This is a genomic window from Flavobacterium sp. HJJ, assembly GCF_015351475.1.
GTDB lineage: Bacteria > Bacteroidota > Bacteroidia > Flavobacteriales > Flavobacteriaceae > Flavobacterium > Flavobacterium marginilacus.
Genome location: NZ_JADKPR010000021.1, coordinates 79,693 through 99,762 on the forward strand (window position 1 = coordinate 79,693; position 20,070 = coordinate 99,762).

The 20,070-nt window shown below is 33.0% G+C and carries 13 protein-coding genes and 1 pseudogene; 6 read left to right on the forward strand and 8 right to left on the reverse strand.

The genetic code is table 11. The annotated features are described in order from the left end of the window. Nucleotides 1-60 precede the first annotated feature (60 nt). Nucleotides 61-2,853 (forward strand): T9SS type B sorting domain-containing protein, encoded by a 2,793-nt coding sequence (locus IRZ80_RS15995; RefSeq protein WP_194642579.1) that lies wholly within the window; start codon nucleotides 61-63, stop codon nucleotides 2,851-2,853. Nucleotides 2,854-3,107: 254 nt separating this feature from the next. Then, the gene (locus tag IRZ80_RS16000; protein WP_194642580.1) at nucleotides 3,108-8,759 is read left to right on the forward strand and encodes a T9SS type B sorting domain-containing protein; all 5,652 of its coding nucleotides are present in this window, start codon (nucleotides 3,108-3,110) and stop codon (nucleotides 8,757-8,759) included. A gap of 43 nt (nucleotides 8,760-8,802) precedes the next feature. Here IRZ80_RS16000 and IRZ80_RS16005 read toward each other — a convergent pair whose 3' ends face one another. The 4 genes from IRZ80_RS16005 to IRZ80_RS16020 form a co-directional block, all read right to left on the reverse strand. Further along, on the reverse strand, nucleotides 8,803-10,179 hold the full coding sequence (locus tag IRZ80_RS16005; RefSeq protein WP_194642581.1) for an alpha/beta hydrolase family protein: 1,377 nt from the start codon (nucleotides 10,177-10,179) through the stop codon (nucleotides 8,803-8,805). 260 nt (nucleotides 10,180-10,439) lie between these two features. Next, nucleotides 10,440-11,093: an SdpI family protein gene (locus IRZ80_RS16010; protein ID WP_194642582.1), complete on the reverse strand. Its 654-nt coding sequence runs from the start codon at nucleotides 11,091-11,093 to the stop codon at nucleotides 10,440-10,442. A 4-nt stretch (nucleotides 11,094-11,097) separates the two neighbouring features. Then, nucleotides 11,098-11,352: an autorepressor SdpR family transcription factor gene (locus IRZ80_RS16015; RefSeq protein WP_194642583.1), complete on the reverse strand. Its 255-nt coding sequence runs from the start codon at nucleotides 11,350-11,352 to the stop codon at nucleotides 11,098-11,100. Between the two features lie 139 nt (nucleotides 11,353-11,491). Further along, nucleotides 11,492-12,769: an MFS transporter gene (locus tag IRZ80_RS16020; RefSeq protein ID WP_194642584.1), complete on the reverse strand. Its 1,278-nt coding sequence runs from the start codon at nucleotides 12,767-12,769 to the stop codon at nucleotides 11,492-11,494. A 249-nt stretch (nucleotides 12,770-13,018) separates the two neighbouring features. Between IRZ80_RS16020 and IRZ80_RS16025 the strand changes: the two genes are divergently transcribed. From IRZ80_RS16025 to IRZ80_RS16035, 3 genes and pseudogenes are all read left to right on the forward strand, one after another. Next, nucleotides 13,019-13,627, forward strand: coding sequence for an RNA polymerase sigma factor (locus IRZ80_RS16025; protein WP_194642585.1), 609 nt, complete (start codon nucleotides 13,019-13,021; stop codon nucleotides 13,625-13,627). Between the two features lie 101 nt (nucleotides 13,628-13,728). Next, nucleotides 13,729-14,844: a FecR family protein gene (locus tag IRZ80_RS16030; RefSeq protein WP_194642586.1), complete on the forward strand. Its 1,116-nt coding sequence runs from the start codon at nucleotides 13,729-13,731 to the stop codon at nucleotides 14,842-14,844. A gap of 162 nt (nucleotides 14,845-15,006) precedes the next feature. Beyond that, nucleotides 15,007-17,043, forward strand: a pseudogene (locus IRZ80_RS16035) (carboxypeptidase-like regulatory domain-containing protein); the annotation flags it as partial. A gap of 53 nt (nucleotides 17,044-17,096) precedes the next feature. Here IRZ80_RS16035 and IRZ80_RS21235 read toward each other — a convergent pair. Genes IRZ80_RS21235 through IRZ80_RS16050 form a run of 4 tightly spaced genes read right to left on the reverse strand, consistent with a single transcriptional unit; the run spans nucleotide 17,097 to nucleotide 19,605 of the window. Continuing rightward, a complete protein-coding gene (locus IRZ80_RS21235) occupies nucleotides 17,097-17,306 on the reverse strand; it encodes a DUF5808 domain-containing protein (protein ID WP_317174780.1) in 210 nt (69 codons plus the stop codon). Nucleotides 17,307-17,314: 8 nt separating this feature from the next. Then, nucleotides 17,315-18,223 (reverse strand): hypothetical protein, encoded by a 909-nt coding sequence (locus IRZ80_RS16040; RefSeq protein ID WP_194642588.1) that lies wholly within the window; start codon nucleotides 18,221-18,223, stop codon nucleotides 17,315-17,317. Further along, the gene (locus IRZ80_RS16045) at nucleotides 18,220-18,789 is read right to left on the reverse strand and encodes an SdpA family antimicrobial peptide system protein (protein WP_194642589.1); all 570 of its coding nucleotides are present in this window, start codon (nucleotides 18,787-18,789) and stop codon (nucleotides 18,220-18,222) included. The genes IRZ80_RS16040 and IRZ80_RS16045 overlap by 4 nt, the downstream gene beginning before the upstream one ends. Nucleotides 18,790-18,813: 24 nt before the next feature. Beyond that, entirely contained in the window at nucleotides 18,814-19,605 is a 792-nt protein-coding gene (locus tag IRZ80_RS16050) for a hypothetical protein (protein ID WP_194642590.1), read from the reverse strand. Between the two features lie 255 nt (nucleotides 19,606-19,860). Between IRZ80_RS16050 and IRZ80_RS16055 the strand changes: the two genes are divergently transcribed. Beyond that, a partial coding sequence (locus IRZ80_RS16055) for a putative zinc-binding metallopeptidase (RefSeq protein WP_228520930.1) occupies nucleotides 19,861-20,070 on the forward strand: 210 nt, incomplete at its 3' end.

A 20,070-nucleotide genomic window follows, 5' to 3' on the forward strand; every position in this document is an offset into this window, starting at 1 on the left:
ACATTTGTCTACCTATAAATTTTTTAAATAAACTTTTAATATAATACCTGAAATATTATAATGAAAAAAGCATTTATTCTTATTTTCTATCTTTTATCATTCTCTATTTATTCCCAATACACTTTAATACCCGATATCAATTTTGAAAAAACGTTGATTTCTCAAGGCATTGATAATGGGATTCCTGATGGAAAAGTTTTGACTGCCAGCATCGATAAAATAAAAATTTTGAATATTTCTAAGCCGAATGATTACTACAACAAAATAAAAGATTTGACAGGGATTCAGGATTTTTTAGAATTGCAAGATCTAGACTGTAGTAACAACGAATTAACAAGTTTAAATATGTCTAAAAATTTAGCATTAACAACTTTAAATTGCAGTAATAATTTATTATCAGGTTTAGATATTTCTAAAAATGTGAACTTGTCTGATTTTGAATGTAGCAATAATAAATTTACAACTTTAGATGTCTCTAATAATCTTAATTTAGTTCTTTTTTTTTGTGATTTTAATTATAATTTAAAAACTTTAGACGTGTCCAATAATTTAAAATTAAAGATTTTATATGCTGGATATAATCAATTCACTAATCTTGATGTTACTAAAAATATCAATTTAGAATTTTTATCTTGTGCTTTTAGCAAATTAATTAATTTAGACCTTTCTAAAAACATTAATTTAATTGGATTAAATTGTATTTACAACTCTTTAACTACTTTAGATGTTTCCAAAAATATAAAATTGGTTTTTTTAGATTGTACAAATAATTTGTTAATCAGTTTAAATCTTAAAAATGGAAACAATTCAAATTTACGTTACAATAGTATAGATCTGTATAAGCCTAATTCATCATTTAAATCCAATCCTAATCTTTTATGTATATCAGTAGATGATACAGCATATTCTAATGCCAATTGGTCTAATTTAAAAGATGCGAGTGCCAGCTACACTACTACAGAAAATCTAGCACCTGTAATCTCATCTCCTCATTTTTTTTGCACTGCAAACAATCAAACTTTGTCAGATCTAACTATTACTAGTGGTACAAATTTAACTTGGTACAATGCTTCATCAGGAGGCAATACTTTACCCAGCACTACTGCATTAGTTGATGGTGAAATTTATTATGCCTCACAAAATTCGGGTGGTTGCGAAAGTACCAGAACTCCTGTAAAAGTTTTTATAGGGGACTCACAGCCACCAATCCCTACTTTATTAAATCTTCCTGATATCACAGGTGATTGTCACACCTTAATAACCACAATCCCAACAGCTACAGATGCATGTGCAGGGATGATTACAGCAACAACTGCAAGCTCAATTTCTTATAATATGCCAGGCACCTATACTGTGATTTGGAATTATAGCGATGGGAATGGTAATAGTATTTCTCAAAATCAAAAAGTAATTATTTCTGCCCAACCATTACCTATTATTACATCTCCACAAACTTTTTGTACAGACCAAAACAAAATTTTAAACGACATTATCATTTCAACAGGTATTTCAATAAAATGGTATGATTCTATTACAAAGGGGAATTCTTTACAGGGGAATTCTTTACTAACAAACGGATCAACTTATTATGCTTCACAAACTATTAATGGCTGCGAAAGTGAAAGAACATCGGTTACGGTTACTATCCACAGCACACTGGCTCCAACAGGAGATGCAAAACAATCTTTTTGTACCAGCCAGAACCCTACTTTGAGCAATCTTGTAATAGTTGGTACAGCCATAAGATGGTATGACAGCTCAATTCTTGGAAATCTTTTGACTGATTCCTCTCCTTTATCCAATGGAAAAACCTACTATGCTTCACAAACTGTAAATAATTGCGAAAGCCCTAGATTTGGAGTAACAGTTTCAATTATTAACACACCTTCTGCACCAGCAGGGAATGCAAATCAGGCATTTTGCAAAAAAGAGAATGCGAATCTTAGTGATATCCAAACATCAGGTCAAAATATAAAATGGTACGACAGCAATACTTCGACAACTGTTTTGCCAAATACAGCTTTATTAGAAAACAATAAAACCTATTTTGCCTCGCAGACAATTGGATGCGAAAGTGACAGAACTCCAATTTTAATTCAGTTAAATGATACTCCTGCGCCTACAGGAAACAGCAGTCAGCAGTTTTGTATTGATAATAATGCAACAATTGCCAATCTGAATATTATTGGAACAGCTGTTAAATGGTATGATGCTGTAGCGAATGGAAATCTTTTATCGTCAACTATACTCCTGCAGAATGGCACCTATTATACCACGCAGACACTTAACAATTGCGAAAGCGGCAGATTTCCAATTATCGTAAAAATACAAGACACTCAAAGTCCTACTGCTGATTCTCCACAGACATTCTGTATCCAAAAAAATACAAAAATCAGCAACATTAATATTATTGGAGAAAATATAAAATGGTACGAAAGCAGCACTTCTTTGGTAAGTTTGACAACATCAACCCTGCTTGCAGACGGAATTACATATTATGCTTCACAAACCTCAGACAATTGTGAAAGCGACAGAATACCTATTACCGTCGACATACTCAAAGCTAACGCTGGAGATTGCATCAGTTTAGCTGAAGGACTTCCCTATCCAAAGTTTTTTACACCAAATAATGATGGATATAATGATAGCTGGACAATTGATTTTGCTTACTTAGCTCCAAACGCAGGAATCAGAATTTTTGATCGTTATGGAAAATTCATCAAAGAATTAAACCAAAATGGAGCTTGGGATGGTACCTATCTTGGCCAAACTCTTCCCGCAACCGATTATTGGTTTACGGTTACACAAAAAAACGGCAAAGAATTTAGAGGTCATTTTAGTTTGAAGAGATAAAAATCACAAATGTTTTCGGTTAAGCATTATTGTCAAAACACAATATACAGCAGGGTAAAAGGCGGTGTGATTAGAAAAAGTTTTGGTTTCAAGAGAAAAAATTTTCAGCAAAAATAAGGGATATTTGGAGACTTTTCAGGAAAAGATTTTAAATACAAAATATCTACTATTTTTTTTAAAAAAAGATTTGAATTTAAATAATCTATTACTTTTAACAGATATTTAACTACTTTTACTGCTGTCAAAGATTACATATGAAACATAAATTACTCTTTCTTTTTTTCTTTTTTTCTTTTTTATGCAACGCACAGGAAATTTGCAATAATGGCATTGATGATGATAGTGATGGAAAAATAGATCTAAATGATGAAGATTGTATTTGTAATAACTCAATAACAACCTCACTTCTACCTAATCATTCTTTTGAAGAAAAAACAAAATGCCCTCAAGGTTATGATGACATTCCTACAACCAATAATTGGATAAAAGGAACAATCCCATCTCCAGATTATTTAAACAAGGACTGCTATCTTTTTAATACTATTTACAGCAAAAAGCTTCAGGATTTCCCGGATGGTAAAGGAATCATAAGAGCAGTATACAAAAACAATAAAAAAGAATATATCGCTACTAAATTATCAACTCCACTACTAACTGGAATAAGCTATCAGTTGACACTGAATATTGCTGCGTTAATGAGTATCGAAACATCTAACTTAAGTAAAAATTTCGATTTTAATTTTTTACAGCCAACTTATATAACACTTTATGGTTGTAATAACAAAAATAATTTACCATTATATACTACTTCAGATCCAAATTCATTTGATTCATCTTGGATCGAAATTGGAAAAGTTTTATATCAACCTCAAGGTGTTTGGGGAGAAATAACAATTAGTTTTACCACAAATATTGATATTAATGCAATAATGTTAGGCCCCGAGAAAGTCTTGCCCCCGTCATTTAATACCGATTATGAGCCTTCTTTCTTGTATGACAATTTAAGATTAAATACTGCTGAAAATTTTGGCGCTACAATTGTTCAAAGTGGCAATTTCTGCAATAATGATTTAACATTGACTGCAAACCTTACTAAGGTTATGAATTTAGCAACAACTTTTCAATGGTATAGAAATGGGATTGCGATAAATGGAGCAACTAATAAATCTTATGCAATTTCTTCAGTTAAAACAAATCTGGGAGAATATACTGTAAAAGTTACAGATGAAAATAATTGTTTCATAAGTTCAAAATTAACTATAAACAATTCAATTCTTAATCCTTCTGTAACAGTAGTTCAGCCTACTTGCCAAGATCCAAATGGTTATATTAAAGTTAACGACCCCGGAATGGAATATAGTTTTAATAAAGGCTTGGCTTTCCTTTCAGATGACAATTATATTACAAAAGATTTGGTATGGCAATCAGATGCTAACTTTAGCACAAAGGAGTATGGCAAATATTATATTCAGACCAGAACCAGTTCCGGTTGTATATCTACACCTACTATTGTAACAATTGATGCTCCAATATTACTAGACCGACCAACATTTTCAGTTATTCAACCAACATGCAATTCTGATGGAACCATTACTATAACAACTCCGGGATATCAATTTAGTTTTGATAATGGTTTAACTTGGGGAAACAGTGCTACCAAAACAAATTTGCCTTTTGGAAACTATTTAGTTAAAATAAAAAACAACATGGGATGTGAATCCTATTCACAAAGTGTATTACTTTTTCCGTATTATATTGATTCTCCAACCTATACTTTAACCCAACCTGACTGTAACCAGGGAGGCAGTATTACTATTACTAGCCCCGCATCTGAATATAGTTTTGATAATGGTAAAACATGGACAGCAAATCCAACAGCTACTAATTTACCTTCGGGTTATTATAATCTTAGAATTAAAAATGAATTTGGATGTGAGTCGAAACCTTATTTCAATCAAATTTATTTTAATCCATTTTCTAAACCAGACCTTGATTTTAAAGTTAACCAACCAAATAGTTGTAATAATTCCTGTGGTAATACTGGTAGTATTATTTTTTTAAATTCTTCCTATAAATATAGTATTGACAACGGACAGACATGGCAGGAAACACCAGCTTTTAATAATTTACAACCTGGTAATTATGTATTAAAAACAAAAAACGAACTAGGTTGTGAATCACAAGTCTATCAAGTTAAAATAAATTTTTATTTACCTCAACCAACTTATACTACAATAGAACCTACATGTACTACAAACGGTAGCATTACCATAAATACCGCTGCATCCTTTTATAGCTTTGATAATGGAAAAACATGGACAACAAATCCAAAGGCAACTAATTTACCACCCGGTTATTACAATATTATAACTAAAAATGAATTTGGATGTGAGTCCGATATTGTATATGCCAATTTACCTGCTTTTTATCTTGATGCGCCTACATTCAAAATAACAAATCCCAATTGTGAAACGGAATCAAAATGGAGTATTTCAATCACAACCCCTGCTGCATCTTATAGTTTTGATGGTGGAGTAACATGGAGTACAGATTCTTATAAATCGAATTTAGATTTTGGAAATTACTTCTTGAAAATAAAAAATTCATTAGGCTGTGAATCAAATTATGCAGTTGCTAATATAGGTAATGCTTATTATTTAAAAGCTCCCGAATATTCAATCGTGCAACCTGCTTGTGCTACTCCAGGACGTGTTACGATAACCACTCCTGCTGCATTTTATAGTTTTGATGATGGAGCAACATGGAGTACAAATCCAAATCTTACTCAATATCCTCATGGTGGCGCATATGGTTCTCTTAGGATTAAAAATAAATCGGGTTGCATAAGTGAAAATAACTGGTTTGGTCTTAACCCCAATTACCTTGATACTCCCACTTATTCAATCGTACAACCAACAACATGTGATAGTAATGCTACTGGAAGTATTACCATTACGACATCGGCTGCTTATTATAGTTTTGACGGTGGTTTAAATTGGAACACCAACCCAACAGCTTCAAATCTTCCTGTAGGATTTAAATATCAATTAAAAATAAAAAATACAGAAGGATGTGAGTCAGGAAATCTTGTAATTGAATTAACTCCTGTTAAAATAAAAGAAGCTGAACATAAAGTTACTTATCCATCTTGTGGTAAAGGAGGAACTATTACAATTACTACACCCGCTCCATTTTATAGTTTCGATGGCGGTGAAACTTGGGGTACAAATCCAACGGCTGCAAATTTACCCGTTGGTTATTACTATCCTAAAATCAAAAATGAATCTGGTTGTATCTCAGAAACACTTTATTCCGTTAATTTCAAAGAAGACTATTTAATTGGATACGACTTTACTGTTACACAACCCACTTGCCAATCTAAAAACAAAGGCAGTATTACAATAAATACTCCTTTTGATCAATATAGCTTTGATGGCGGCAGTACTTGGAGCCACTCCAATACTGCCACAAATTTATCTCCTGGAAATTATTCACTTAAAGTAAAAAATAATTTAGGATGTGAATCCTGGGATAGAATTGCAGCAATTTATCCTTTTTACTTACCTCGCCCTAATTACACCACAACATCTCCTGCCTGCGAAACAACAGGGAATATTACCATAACTACTCCAGCAACATCATATAGTTTTGACTATGGGAAAACATGGGATTCAAATCCAATAAAATCGAATTTACCTGAAGGAAGTTATAGTATTATAATTAAAAATGAATCAGGGTGCGAGTCATCTCCTGAATCACTATACCTTTACAATGTAAATCCTCCTGCTCAAACACCTACTATTTCTATTCAACAGCCAAGTAGTTGTACCACTTCCAAAGGAAAAATATCTGTAACTACTAGTGCTAATCAATATAGTTTTGATGATGGACTTACTTGGTCTTCCAATTCTATTGCTACAAATTTAACTACAGGAGACTATTTTATCAGAATTAAAAACAGCCCTAATGGTTGTCCTTCATCATGCGTTAAAGCGACTATTAATACCCCTCTTGATGCAATAGCAATACCAAATTATACCATTTCTCAACCAATAAGTTGTACAAATCCTTTCGGAACAATTAATATTACAACAGTTGCTTATGCTTATAGTTTTGATAATGGATTAAGTTGGACAACAATACCAAATTCCGGAAATTTACCAGCTGGACAATACAAAATTAGGATTAAAAATTCGGCAGATTGTGAATCAGAAGCAGTAACAATTCAAATAAATGCACCAACAGATTACCCTAATAACCCTAAATTCACAGCTCCTCAGCCCGATTGTAACAATCTTAAAGGAACTATTACAATAACAGACAGTGCATCAGAATATAGTTTTGATAACGGTATCAGCTGGACTACAAATGCAGTGCAGCCAAACCTTGATCCCAAAACCTATTTTATTAAAGTAAAAAATAATGATGGATGTGTTTCAAATGCGACCACAGTTACCCTAATTCCTTTTACAAATTTCACTCCAAAACCAACTGCGGCAACTCCGCAGACTTTCTGCATTCAACAGAATGCGGCACTAAATTCAATTAGTGCCACAGGTCAAAATATAAAATGGTATGATGCATTAACTGCTGGAACACTTTTGTCAAATACCGCTGTACTTCAAAACGGCAAAATTTATTATGCTTCGCAGACTATCAATAGCTGTGAAAGTGAAAGAACTCCAGTAACCATTAACATTCAAAACACATTGGTTCCAGCGGGAAATACTAATCAGACTTTCTGCTCTAGCCAAAACCCAACAATTGCAAATATCCAAGTTACCGGAACTGCAATAAAATGGTATGACGCTGTAAACAACGGCTCTTTATTAGCCCAAACAGCCAGTCTGCAAAATAGCAAAACCTATTATGCTTCACAAACAATTAATTCCTGTGAAGGACCAAGACTCGGCGTTACGGTTTCTATCGTTAATACGCCTGCTGCTCCAGCTGGAAATGCAAGCCAGGCATTTTGCAAAAGCGAAAAAGCAACACTAAGTACTATCCAAATATCCGGACAAAATATAAAATGGTATGACAACAATACTTCGGCTGCTGTTATGCCAAATACAGCTTTATTAGAAAACAATATAACCTATTTTGCCTCGCAGACGATTGGGTGCGAAAGTGACAGAACTCCAATTTTAATTCAGGTAAATGATACTCCTGCGCCCACAGGAAACAGCAGTCAGCAGTTTTGTATTGATGATAATGCCGCAATTGCCAATCTGAATATCATTGGAACAGCTGTTAAATGGTATGATGCTGTAGCGAATGGAAATCTTTTATCGTCAACTATGCTCCTGCAGAATAGCACCTATTATACCACGCAGACACTTAACAATTGCGAAAGCAGCAGATTTCCAATTATCGTAAAAATACAAGACACTCAAAGTCCTACTGCTGATTCCCCACAGACATTCTGTATCCAGAAAAATGCAAAAATCAGTGACATTGACATTATGGGACAAAACATAAAATGGTATGACAGCAGCACTTCTTCAGTAAGTTTGACAGGATCAACCCTGCTTGCAGACGGAATTACATATTATGCTTCACAAACCGCAGACAATTGTGAAAGTGACAGAATACCTATTGTCATTAACATACTTGCGGCAACAACAGGAGACTGCATCAATTATGTTGAAGTGCTTCCCTATCCAAAATTCTTTACTCCAAACAGCGATGGATTTAATGATACTTGGACAATTGATTTTGCTTATCTGGCTCCAAATACCGGAATTAGAATATTTGACCGCTATGGAAAATTAATAACTGTATTATCCGAAAATAGTTCCTGGGATGGAAATTATTCTAATCAGCCCTTACCATCAACGGATTACTGGTTTACAGTTACACGAAAAAATGGTAAAGAATTTAGAGCTCATTTTAGTTTGAAGAGATAAAAAAAGCCCAAAAGGGCTTTTTTTGTTAACTATAAATTCTATTTTACTTCACCCGAACCAAAATCCATTTTGAAATTTCCTCCAACGCAATTGGGGAGAATGTCTGCTCAATAACAGCATATTCTTCCGGAGCGCCGGTTTTACATTCCTGAAACAGATGATTCAGATTGGGAAGCGTTTTAACAGCAGTATTTTTATTACCTCCTTTTGCGAGTGCTTTTTGAATAGCCTCCAGATTCACATCTGCTGGAACCTGCATATCTTTTTCTCCATTAATTGCCAAAACTGGACATCTCACTTTTTCCAAAGCAACTGCAGGATCAAGTTTTAGGAAACCTATCATCCAGGGACTAGTAATTTGGGCTGTTAATGTTTTAATCTGATTATCGACCATTTTATCACCAACTTTCAACGTCAGATAACTGCTTACTTTACTCTTTAGACTAGGATCACCAGCTGGTGAATCAATAATAATTTTATAAACACCCTTAAAAACTTCTTGTCCTTTTTGAATTTCGCCATCAGAAACTGCCATTAGGCGTTCTATTTTTTCCTTTTGCAAAAGCATCAATTTATCACCGCGGATTCCTGTTCCTGCCAATAGTACAATAAAATTAACATCTTTAGAATTACCTGCGACGATTGGAGCAATTATCCCCCCCTCGCTGTGGCCGATTAATCCAATTTTACTCTTATCAATTTCTTTTCGGGTTTTCAGATAATCTATTCCAGCCTGAACATCCTTGGCAAAATCGAATGTTGTTGCTGTTTTATAATCGCCAGTAGATTTTGCAGTACCGCGGTCATCAAATCGTAAAACCGCAATCCCTTTTTGGGTCAAATAATCGGCTAAAACCAAGAATGGTTTGTGGCCTAAGATTTCTTCATCTCTGTTTTGTGCTCCGCTTCCAGTAATTAAAATTACAACAGGAAACTTACCTTCTTTGCTGGGCAAACTTAATGTTCCTGCCAAAACATTTTTATCTGTTTTATTTTCAAATGTAACGTCTTCGGTATAATATGGATACGGTTTTTGTGGTTCCTGCGGTCTTTTTAGGGTTTCTTTTTCTAGTTTTTCTTTAGACAGATTCAACGGAAAAGACTGACCGCTTTGTGTAAAAGTACCAACAATTACATTATACTGATTTAACTCCCCTTCAAATACAATTCGGGCACCAGGGATCTCTAATTTTAAAGTTTTTTTTTCAAAAGTGGTTGCCGTGACAGGAATTCCTTTTGATCCCTGATCTGGACTGTCCATAGTGGTGGTATAACCATTTTCGCTTTTACTTATATTAAAAACAAGTGCTAACTGCCCTCCTGGAACTTTTAAAAAACCATTCCATTGGCCTGTGATTTCCTGTCCAGACATTATAAAAGAGGACAAAACTGTCATTATAAAAAATACTGTTCTTTTCATTTTATTTGATTGTAATGAATTAAAATTTAAAAAACTGAAATCTATTGTTACATTTTTTTTTTTTTGGGATAATGATAAAAAGCCAAATTTCTCCTTTTAGCCTCGATTACTTCGTCAGTCCACTTCCCTCTTGTGCAGTGGAAATCTCCCGATTTACAAGAACAAGTTTTTTAGCTGTAGTTTTTTCTAAATCGCGAATTGGACAATACTACTTACTGAAAACGCCTAATTTTTCTGCTCCAAATTACCAACAGAAGCGATTATTTACTTTTCTCTATCTGCTTAAACTTTATATAAGAATACACCATTGGAACTATTGCCAAAACTGCAATAATGGAAATAAAGACTATATTGAAATAATTATTTTCTAAAATCAATCCTCCCAATACGACTGCAAATCCCCCAATAACCCAAAGTTTACCCGCAAAATTATGGGTAAGCTTCCAGACTTCATTGCTTTCTAAAGTCCATGGTGTCCGTATTCCTATAAAATAATTAGGCTGAATTACCTTGAAATAATTACCCAGTACCAAAAATAAGACTCCTGTTAAGACCGGTATTAAATTAGGACTTGAAAAAGACTGGTTCTTCGTAATATAAATAATAGACAAGGCCAATAAAGACATGCACAGAACAAGAAAAAATTTCAGCTGATGAAACTTGCCCCCCATTAAAACAATGCGTTTTTTGGGATCAATTTTTGGCGCTGCAAGCAGTAAAACATACGTTAAAACGGGGAGCATAAACAGCAGTCCAATCAGCGAAAATTTATCTCCCCAATGATCAATTTCGCCCTTGTAATTCCAATGTGTCGGGACTTTTTCGGGTAATGAGTTCCAAATAAAAGCTAAATAAACAAAAGGCAGTAAAACAATTCCAATGATAGGCAGTTCTTTTCTTAAAGTTAAGTTCATTATTTTATTTTTTAAAGGTTAGTATCCACTGCAGTACATCTTCCATAATGGTCGTATTGAGGGAATAGAAAATAAATTGTCCTGATTTTTCGGCAGTAATCAAATCGGCACGTTTTAAAATATCCAAATGATGAGAAATACTCGGCTTCGACATATTGAACTTATCAGCAATTTCACCTGCAGATAAATCCTTTGTTTTCAAAAGATCCAGTATTTCTCTTCGAGTGGCATCATTCAATGCTTTAAATATGTCGTTCATAATTTAAAGTATTTATATATTTAGACAAATGTCTAAACATATTCTTGAACAGCCAAATTTTATTTATAAAATCTATAAAAACAAAAAAGAGCTGCAAAACATTTTCGCAGCTCTTTAATATACTTTATCCTTAGTTAACCTAAAATTTGTGTTCCTTTTTACTAATTGCCAACAAAGCGAACAAAGAAATACAAGCCGCAAACGTCAAATAAAACCCAACATAAGTCAAACTATAAGTTGATGCCAGCCAGATAGCAATCATAGGTGCAAAAGCCGCTCCAATAATTCCGGCCATATTGAAAGTTAATGACGCTCCTGAATAACGAACAGTTGTAGGAAATAATTCCGATAAAAAAGTTCCCAAAGGTCCGTAAGTGAATCCCATCAAAGCCATTCCTGCGCATAGAAAGAAAGTTACCATTACTGTGTTTCCTGAATTTAAAAAATAGGAAAAGAAAAATCCAAAAACGGCAATGGAAGTTGTAGCAATAATAAGCATTTTGCGCCTCCCGATTTTATCAGCAACTACAGCCGAAACTGGAATAAACAGAGCAAAAAACAACACCGAAAACAGCTGGATCAATAAGAAATCTCTTTTCTCAAAACCCAGATCAGATGTTGCCCAGCTCAATGTAAATACTGTCATTAAATAAAACACCAAGAAAGTGGTAATAGATGCTAATGTTCCGAAAAGCAGTTGGTTTTTATAGGATTTAACCAATGCAAGAAAAGGAATTTTAACTTCTTCGTGTTCTTTTTTTGAATTTTCGAAAGAAGGAGTCTCAGTAATTTTGGTTCGGATATAAAAACCTACTACCACCAAAAGTGAGCTGGCAATAAAAGGAATTCTCCAGCCATAATCCATAAAATCCTGACTGCTCATCAAGTCGGTTAACAACAGAAAAGTCCCTCCCGAAAGCAGCAGACCGATTGGCGCCCCCAATTGCGGAAACATTCCGTACCAAGCGCGTTTATTTGGCGGTGCATTTTCAATTGCCAATAAAACAGCTCCTCCCCACTCGCCTCCAAGTCCTACACCCTGACCAAATCGGCACAGCATTAATAATAAAGGAGCAGCAACGCCAATACTGGCATAACCTGGCAAAAATCCAATAGTTACTGTCGATATCCCCATCGTCAGCAAAGCTGCTACCAAGGTAAATTTACGCCCGATTTTGTCTCCATAATGTCCAAAAAAAGCGGACCCCAGCGGACGGGAAATAAATGCTATGGAAAAAGTTGCCAAAGACTGCAAAGTTGCCATAGTAGCATCTGCACTTGGAAAAAATAATTGCGGAAAAACCAATACAGCTGCATTGGCATAAATATAAAAGTCAAAAAATTCGATTGTGGTGCCTATCAGGCTTCCAAAAAGAACATGTTTTAACGAGTTCTTTTTATTCTGGTCATGTTTCATCCGATTTTGATATAGTTTTTTTTTTAGAAAATAGGATGTAAAAATGAATCTTATTTTTGAATGTGGCAAATATTTGTTTTTAATATTTAAACCTTAATTTTATTTAAACAATGAAAAAAACGGGACTCCATTTTGCCAAATACATAAATCGACACTCAAAAAGAACAAAAACTTGGTAATTTGTTAAATAAAACGTAAAATTACACAAAATTAACTATATCTTAATAATCCAATAGCCTCAAATTAATTTTGAAAACACAGCGTAAACATATTTACACTTTAGATGATTTCACTTTGTGGAATAATTTGAAAGCTGGTGATGAAAAAGCTTTTTCAACACTTTTTGAAAAATACTATTCAGATTTAGTACGTTATGGCAATTCTTTGTGTTCTTATGATGATAGAGTACAAGATTGCGTTCAGGATGTTTTTACAGATATTTGGGTGTATCGGGAATCGCTTTCATCAGACGTTATTATCAAAGCTTATTTATTATCAAGTGTCCGCAAAAGAATAGCACGGCTGTACCAGCGCGATCCTTTTTTCACGAAAAAGAACAATATAGAAACTACTGAATTTCTATTTGATTTCTCAATCGAACAGCAATTAATCGATGACGAAATTACAGCCGAAAAGGTATTACAGCTCAATACCCTTATTAACAACCTGCCTTCAAGACAAAAAGAAGCTTTGTATCTGCGTTACCATCAGCAGTTATCGGTAGAGCAGATTGCCGAAATAATGTCAGTGAATTACCAGTCTGCGAGCAACATTCTATTTAGAGGAATACAAAAATTGCGCAATGACTGGAAAGAGAATATTTCAATCATTTTACTTCTGGCTACTTCATCTATCTAGACTTTTAAGATATTTTTTTAAATATTTAAAAAAAAATCATAATTAGGTGAGTATATAATAAAAGACTTGTCCTTATTGCTTTTGTAACCCCTATTATTAAGATGCAAAAGCGAAACAAATATACACGGGCAGAAGACTTTTTAGGTGATGATTCCTTTCGTCAATGGATTCTGCAGAATAAAAACAATTCCAACTGGGAGAATTGGACACTTGAAAGCCCTGAAAGAGCAAAATTAGTAGAAGAAGCCCGCTTATGGGTTCTTGCTACCAAAGTTGAAAAACCGCAGATGTTAGCCGCAACTGTGGAATCGGCTTTAGAAAATACCTGGAAAAAAATCGCACTCAAAGAAGCTGCTCTTAAAAGAACACAAAATCCAAAAACTAAAATCTGGAATAACAATTGGTTTAGATCTGCAGCAGCCGTTTTGGTAATAGGACTGGCTTTTTCATGGGCATATACCAATTATTTTGATTTAACAAATAACAATCCTATCTATAAAGAACTCCTTATAGAAAATAAAGAAGGATTAGTTGAAGAAACAAATAACTCCAAAAATCCTCAGATCATAACGCTTTCTGATGGAAGCTCTGTTTTATTACAGCCCAAAAGCAAATTGAGTTATCCGAAAACTTTTAGCGGAAATGAACGAAAAGTGTATTTATCAGGTGAAGCATTTTTTGAAATAAGTAAAAATAAAAGAAAACCATTTTTTGTTTTTGCGAATGAAACTGTTACCAAAGTCGTAGGAACGAGTTTTAGAATCTGCGCATTTGAAAACCAGCCAAATGTTGAAGTGGTAGTCCGCACTGGAAAAGTAAAAGTTCACTCGAATATTCTGACTGCCAAAACCTCATCTGAAGAGGTGGTTTTATTACCGAATGAAGCTGTACGCTTCGTAAGAGAAACTGCCAAATTTGATAAAATAACAGATGTTACCAAAGATATTGTCCTGAAACAGTCTGCAAAAACCATAGAACAATTGAGTTTTGATTTTACAGACACACCTGTCAGCCACATTTTCAAGACAATCGAGCAGGCCTACGAGATAGAAATCGATTTTCCAAAAGAAAAACTAAAAAACTGTCATTTGACTACTTCATTGATCGACCAGCCTTTGCCAGAAAAATTAAAGATTATCTGTAAAAGCATTGGAAATAATACCAGTTACGAAATGAATGGAAACAAAATTATCATAACGTCCGAAGGATGCAATTAAAAATCAAGCCTATGTAGAAAAAATATTTTAAAAAAAAGCGCCAAATATGCTGTAACACATTTGACGCTGAGTTAGTATCAAAAAGCTTTCTGTAAAAAGCATTTTTGGTAAGTTTTTCAGAACACCCGTTTAAAAAGTATTAATCAAAACAAGACCAAAATTATGAAAAAACCTGTTGTCAAACAACGATTACTCTATCGAATCATGAAAATAACACTCTTTCAGATTGTACTGGCTTTTGTCTTTTCTACTGTTGTAATGGCGAACAGCGTCAAAGGACAGAAAAAACTAGATACAAAAGTCACCGCTTCGATTACGAACGTGAGTTTATCCAAAGCATTATCTAAACTTGAAAAATTAGCTTCTGTAAAATTTTCATATAATTCAAGGATAACTCAGCTTAACCAGAAAGTGAACATTAATGCTGAAGATGAAATACTCTCCAGTGTCTTAAACGAAATACTTTTACCTTTAAATATCAGTTACTCAGAAATAAGCAATCAGATTGTTCTGCAGACTATACCTGCTAAAGAACCTGCAGATTTTAATCTTTTGAGTTCATTAAACTCAAATTTAATTGCTGCTACTATTGTAAAAGGAAAAGTAATAGACTCCAATGGCAATCCGTTACCTGGTGCATCAGTATTGGTAAAAGGAACTAAAGCGGCGACATTAACCGACTTTGACGGAGGATTCTCGATAGAAATACCAGCTGGAAGTACCAAAATTATAATCAGTTACATTGGTATGCAGACCAAAGAAATTGATATTACTAACGATTTTATCACTGTGGTTTTATCTGAAATAGGACAGACTCTTAACGAAGTTGTCATCACTACCGGATATGAGAAAACCTCAAAAAGAACTTTTACAGGAGCTGTCAGCAAAATTACTGACAAAGAACTAAAAGTAGACGGAGTAGTTGATGTAAGCCGAATGATTGAAGGTAAAGCTGCCGGGGTAACTGTACAAAACGTTACTGGAACTTTTGGTACTGCACCAAAAATTACGGTCCGAGGATCTTCATCCATTTTCGGAGATACAAAACCGCTGTGGGTTATAGACGGTGTGGTGCAGGAAGATATTATCAATCTTTCATTTGCTGATCTGGCTTCAGGAAACTCAGAGACTTTATTAAGTTCATCAATTGCAGGTTTAAACGCAAACGATATTCAGAGTATCGAAATTCTTAAAGATGCATCTGCAACTTCAATTTACGGATCAAGATCTCTTAACGGTGTTGTTGTAGTTACTACCAAACAAGGAAAAAAAGATTCCCCATTAAAAATAACGTATTCATTAGAACAATCAATTAGAACAGTTCCTAGTTATAATCAATATGATATTTTAAATTCTCAGGAATCGATGAGTATTTTTAAAGAAATGGAATCAAAAGGATTTTTGGATTTACCATCAACAGTAAATGGCAGATATGGAGGCGCTTATAACATTTTAGGAAAAGCAATAAATACGTATGTTCCAGAAACTGGCGGTTATTTAGTAAATAATGATCCTGTTAGCCGTAATCAATTTTTAAAAAAATATGAATTAGCCAATACTGATTGGTTCGAAGTTCTTTTTAGACCGTCAATTACACAAAATCACTCTTTGAGTTTTGCCGGAGGCGGTAAAAACAACACTTTCTATGCTTCATTGGGTTATTACAATGATCCGGGATGGACTATTGCCGATCAGGTAAACCAATTATCATCAAACATCAAAGGGACATTTTTTGTAAATGATAAATTAAACATAACCTTATCTACTCTGGCTTCTGTCCGTAATCAAAAGGCTCCTGGAAGTTATGAAAGTGAAAAAGACGAAGTTTTTGGAAAAGTTACCAGAGATTTTGACATCAATCCTTTTAATTACGTTTTAAATACCAGCAGAACATTAAGACCTTATGACGATAATGGTAATTTAGAATACTATCGAAACAATTGGGCTTCAATGAATATCCTAAATGAGTTGAAAAACAATTATATGGAAATTGATGTTAAAGACATTCGTTTTCAATTGGATTTAGATTATAAAATTAACTCAAAACTTAACTATAATCTAACAGGATCAGGCCGTTATGCGAATACAAGCCGTCAGCATAAAATATTGGAAAATTCAAATGTTGTAGGTGCTTACAAAGCTGGAACTCCTGATGGCGAAGATGGTGTCAACACATTGGTTAGAGATGAGAATATCTTTTCAAAATCAATAATTCGCAACTATTTGATGGTATATTTATTTTAAAAAATTGGTTAGATATTTAAATTTTCTCCTAATAGACAAAGAATTGCAATTATAACCAAAATGATAAATACTGAATTCGGATTTGCAAAGTTAATCGTCCATCCTAATTGCTTAATTCTTTTAGGAGGAAAAATTCGTCTATCTTCTGGATTTAATAGAAGATGCCCAAAATTTCCAGTTATTTGAATCTTTATGCCATTGATTTTTAGTTTCTTCACTAGGTTTATTATTGTTTTTCATAACGTAAAGGTTTGAGCTTTCGTTTTATATATTGATATGTTATATTTTCACTGTCTAAATAAAGAATTAATGAAGCGGCCATTGAAAAAAAGAAAGTAATCAGACCATGCGTGATTGCTATACTAAAATGAAATAAAATACCAAATATTAAAAAACTTTTTTTTATTTTTTTATCAGTTACTAATACACAAGCAAATAATAATAATTCTAAAATTATTACCGACCAAGTTATTATTGGAGCAAAATAACTTAGTGTTATAAAGTTATAGAATTTTTGCATATAAATTGGTGCTCCAAAAACATTGTTTGTAAACCAGTAATAAGCGCAGGTACCGTCTTTCCATTCAGTACTATTTAATTTACCAACCGCAGAATGTAAATATATAACGGCAACTTGTAGAATTATCAAAAAGAAATAACAACTAAAAAAGACATTAATCGCTTTCCTTATATTAGTTTCATTTTTTGTTTGAGATTTCCATTGATTTAAACGATTATCAAATAAACATATTGGAATTAGTAAAAGACTTAAGTTCGAAGCTATCTGATCTCCCCCATCAACACCCAAAAAAGAATTACATATACTTAAATGTATCCAAGCTTGAAAAAAGCAAGTCAGCTGTGGAAGATATCCAATTATGACAGACACTAGAATTAAGATAGAAAAAAATTTTGCTAATATGGGACTAAACAGTGAAAAGATACTAAATTTTTTAAAAAAAACAATTGTAGCAAAAGTTGCTTCATCTGGCACCATGAGACTGAAATCGGTAATGTATTTTACATCATTAAAAATTATTGTCAGCAATGCACTTATGGCTAATAAAAGTCTTACAAGCGCAAGTCTTTCATTAAATATTCCTTTTTGTTCTAATAATGTAATATATTGATTCATTTTTGACAAATTTCTATTGGAAACACATTATATAATGATGGATAATCTGATTTTCTGCGGAGTATACTCCAAGGAAGCAATGTTTGAGTTACAAAAAAATATTTTCCTTTAAAATTAGGCGCATTTTCTTTCTTAAGAAAGATTTTATTAAAAATAAATTTTTGCTTCATCATTGCATGAGAGATATTATTGATATCAGATGTCTTGATAACAATTCCATTTATCGAATCTTTTTCTATTTGTTGAAACATATTGTTTATTTCAATATTTAATACCCTATTTTTTCTTGATATTCCAAAATAATATTCCTTTGAAAAACTTCTCAAGTTTTTTAATTTTGGGTATTTAGAATTACAATCAAATACGTAAAATAATGGGCCTTTTGATGATGCTGTAAAAAAGGCCCAACCTTGAGGAAATACTGAAACAAATTTAGATGTATCAGAATGACTATTGTGAATAGCATTGTTTCCAGCATATACTGAAATAAATTTAAAGAAAATTATAAGAACTAAAAAAATTGAACTATAAAATGATAAAATGGATAACTTAGAGGCTTTATTCATTATATTTTCTTTGGTCTAGATGATTTAAATCCCTTTTAATTCAAACGTTATATCTGATTGATAATCCTCAACTAAATATCTTTTTTCTGGTCTAATCTGCTCAGTAGAATCGTCAGGAAATGGTTCAGAAGGATCTGTAGGTAAAGGATCAACTGGCGCTTCTTCTAAAACAATCACAATAATCAATACTGCAGCTGCGGCAAGCCATACGGCTGCCCATTTGTAGACATACTTTGGCACTACATATCTTGATGATTGTTTTTCTGATTGCATTCCTTTTATTGCTTTAATCATATCTTCTTTTGATGAATTTTCATCAATGTGGTATTTTGATTTTAAAGAAGCAGTAAATTTTTTTGCTACTTCAGAAATCTCTCCTTTAGAAACATTCGCTAATTCAAAAGCAGTATTCGATATTTTACTAGATGCTTTTGAAATAGTAGACTTAACTACATAGTAATCACCAGATCCTATATTTTTCCTAAAAGTAGATAAATAATTGGGGTCAGATGATTTTAATTTGGCTATAATTTCATTTTGAAAATTGACAATTCCTTGTATTTGTGATTTTTCTGTTACAAATGTTCTAAAATTCAAATCTTTGAAGTCCTCCATTTTATCCGCGACGGGACCTTCCAAAAACATTACTCCTTTAAAAACTTCCTCATCACTAAATGATGTTTTCAAATCATCTTTTTTAATCACTGAATTTTTGTCACTATAAATTTCATCTTTACTACAGCTAAATAGTAAAAATGAAACACTAATTAAAGTACAAATGTGATACTTGACACAGTAATTTCTAATTTTTTTCATAATATAAATATTTAAAAGTTTATAATTCTTACAAAGAAAGACTTATTTATTTTAATTAACAAATATTTTAATTTGTTTTAATAATTTATTATAAATAAAAACCTACTATTAATAACTCAAAAGATTTTAATAAAAAAGATCGCATTTTGATACATTAAGTCAAAGATGATAATCGCAGAGCCTTACAAATACCTCTTCATGCATCAAACAGCGGTATCGAATTAAATCCTAGATAATCTTTAAAAGCAAAATATCATGAAAATAATAAAATATAGTAAAATAGCAGTTTTGTTTTTAACACTGGCATCACTTGCTTCTTGTTCTAATGATGATCAGGTAGGTGAAAGCCAGCTTGATTATAACCAGCCGATAAAAACAGCACTTGACAATTGGATAGGTGTAAATTATCTGACTCCATACAATATAAATGTCCAATATAAATGGAATCAAAATACGGTAGACAAC

Bases quoted from the DNA above. Each gene is read 5' to 3' on its own strand.
- IRZ80_RS16000 (WP_194642580.1), top strand. From the start codon at position 3,108: ATGAAACATAAATTACTCTTTCTTTTTTTCTTTTTTTCTTTTTTATGC.
- IRZ80_RS15995 (WP_194642579.1), top strand. From the start codon at position 61: ATGAAAAAAGCATTTATTCTTATTTTCTATCTTTTATCATTCTCTATT.
- IRZ80_RS16005 (WP_194642581.1), bottom strand. From the start codon at position 10,179: ATGAAAAGAACAGTATTTTTTATAATGACAGTTTTGTCCTCTTTTATA.
- IRZ80_RS16040 (WP_194642588.1), bottom strand. From the start codon at position 18,223: ATGAATCAATATATTACATTATTAGAACAAAAAGGAATATTTAATGAA.
- IRZ80_RS16020 (WP_194642584.1), bottom strand. From the start codon at position 12,769: ATGAAACATGACCAGAATAAAAAGAACTCGTTAAAACATGTTCTTTTT.
- IRZ80_RS16010 (WP_194642582.1), bottom strand. From the start codon at position 11,093: ATGAACTTAACTTTAAGAAAAGAACTGCCTATCATTGGAATTGTTTTA.
- IRZ80_RS16030 (WP_194642586.1), top strand. From the start codon at position 13,729: ATGCAAAAGCGAAACAAATATACACGGGCAGAAGACTTTTTAGGTGAT.
- IRZ80_RS16015 (WP_194642583.1), bottom strand. From the start codon at position 11,352: ATGAACGACATATTTAAAGCATTGAATGATGCCACTCGAAGAGAAATA.
- IRZ80_RS16050 (WP_194642590.1), bottom strand. From the start codon at position 19,605: ATGAAAAAAATTAGAAATTACTGTGTCAAGTATCACATTTGTACTTTA.
- IRZ80_RS16045 (WP_194642589.1), bottom strand. From the start codon at position 18,789: ATGAATAAAGCCTCTAAGTTATCCATTTTATCATTTTATAGTTCAATT.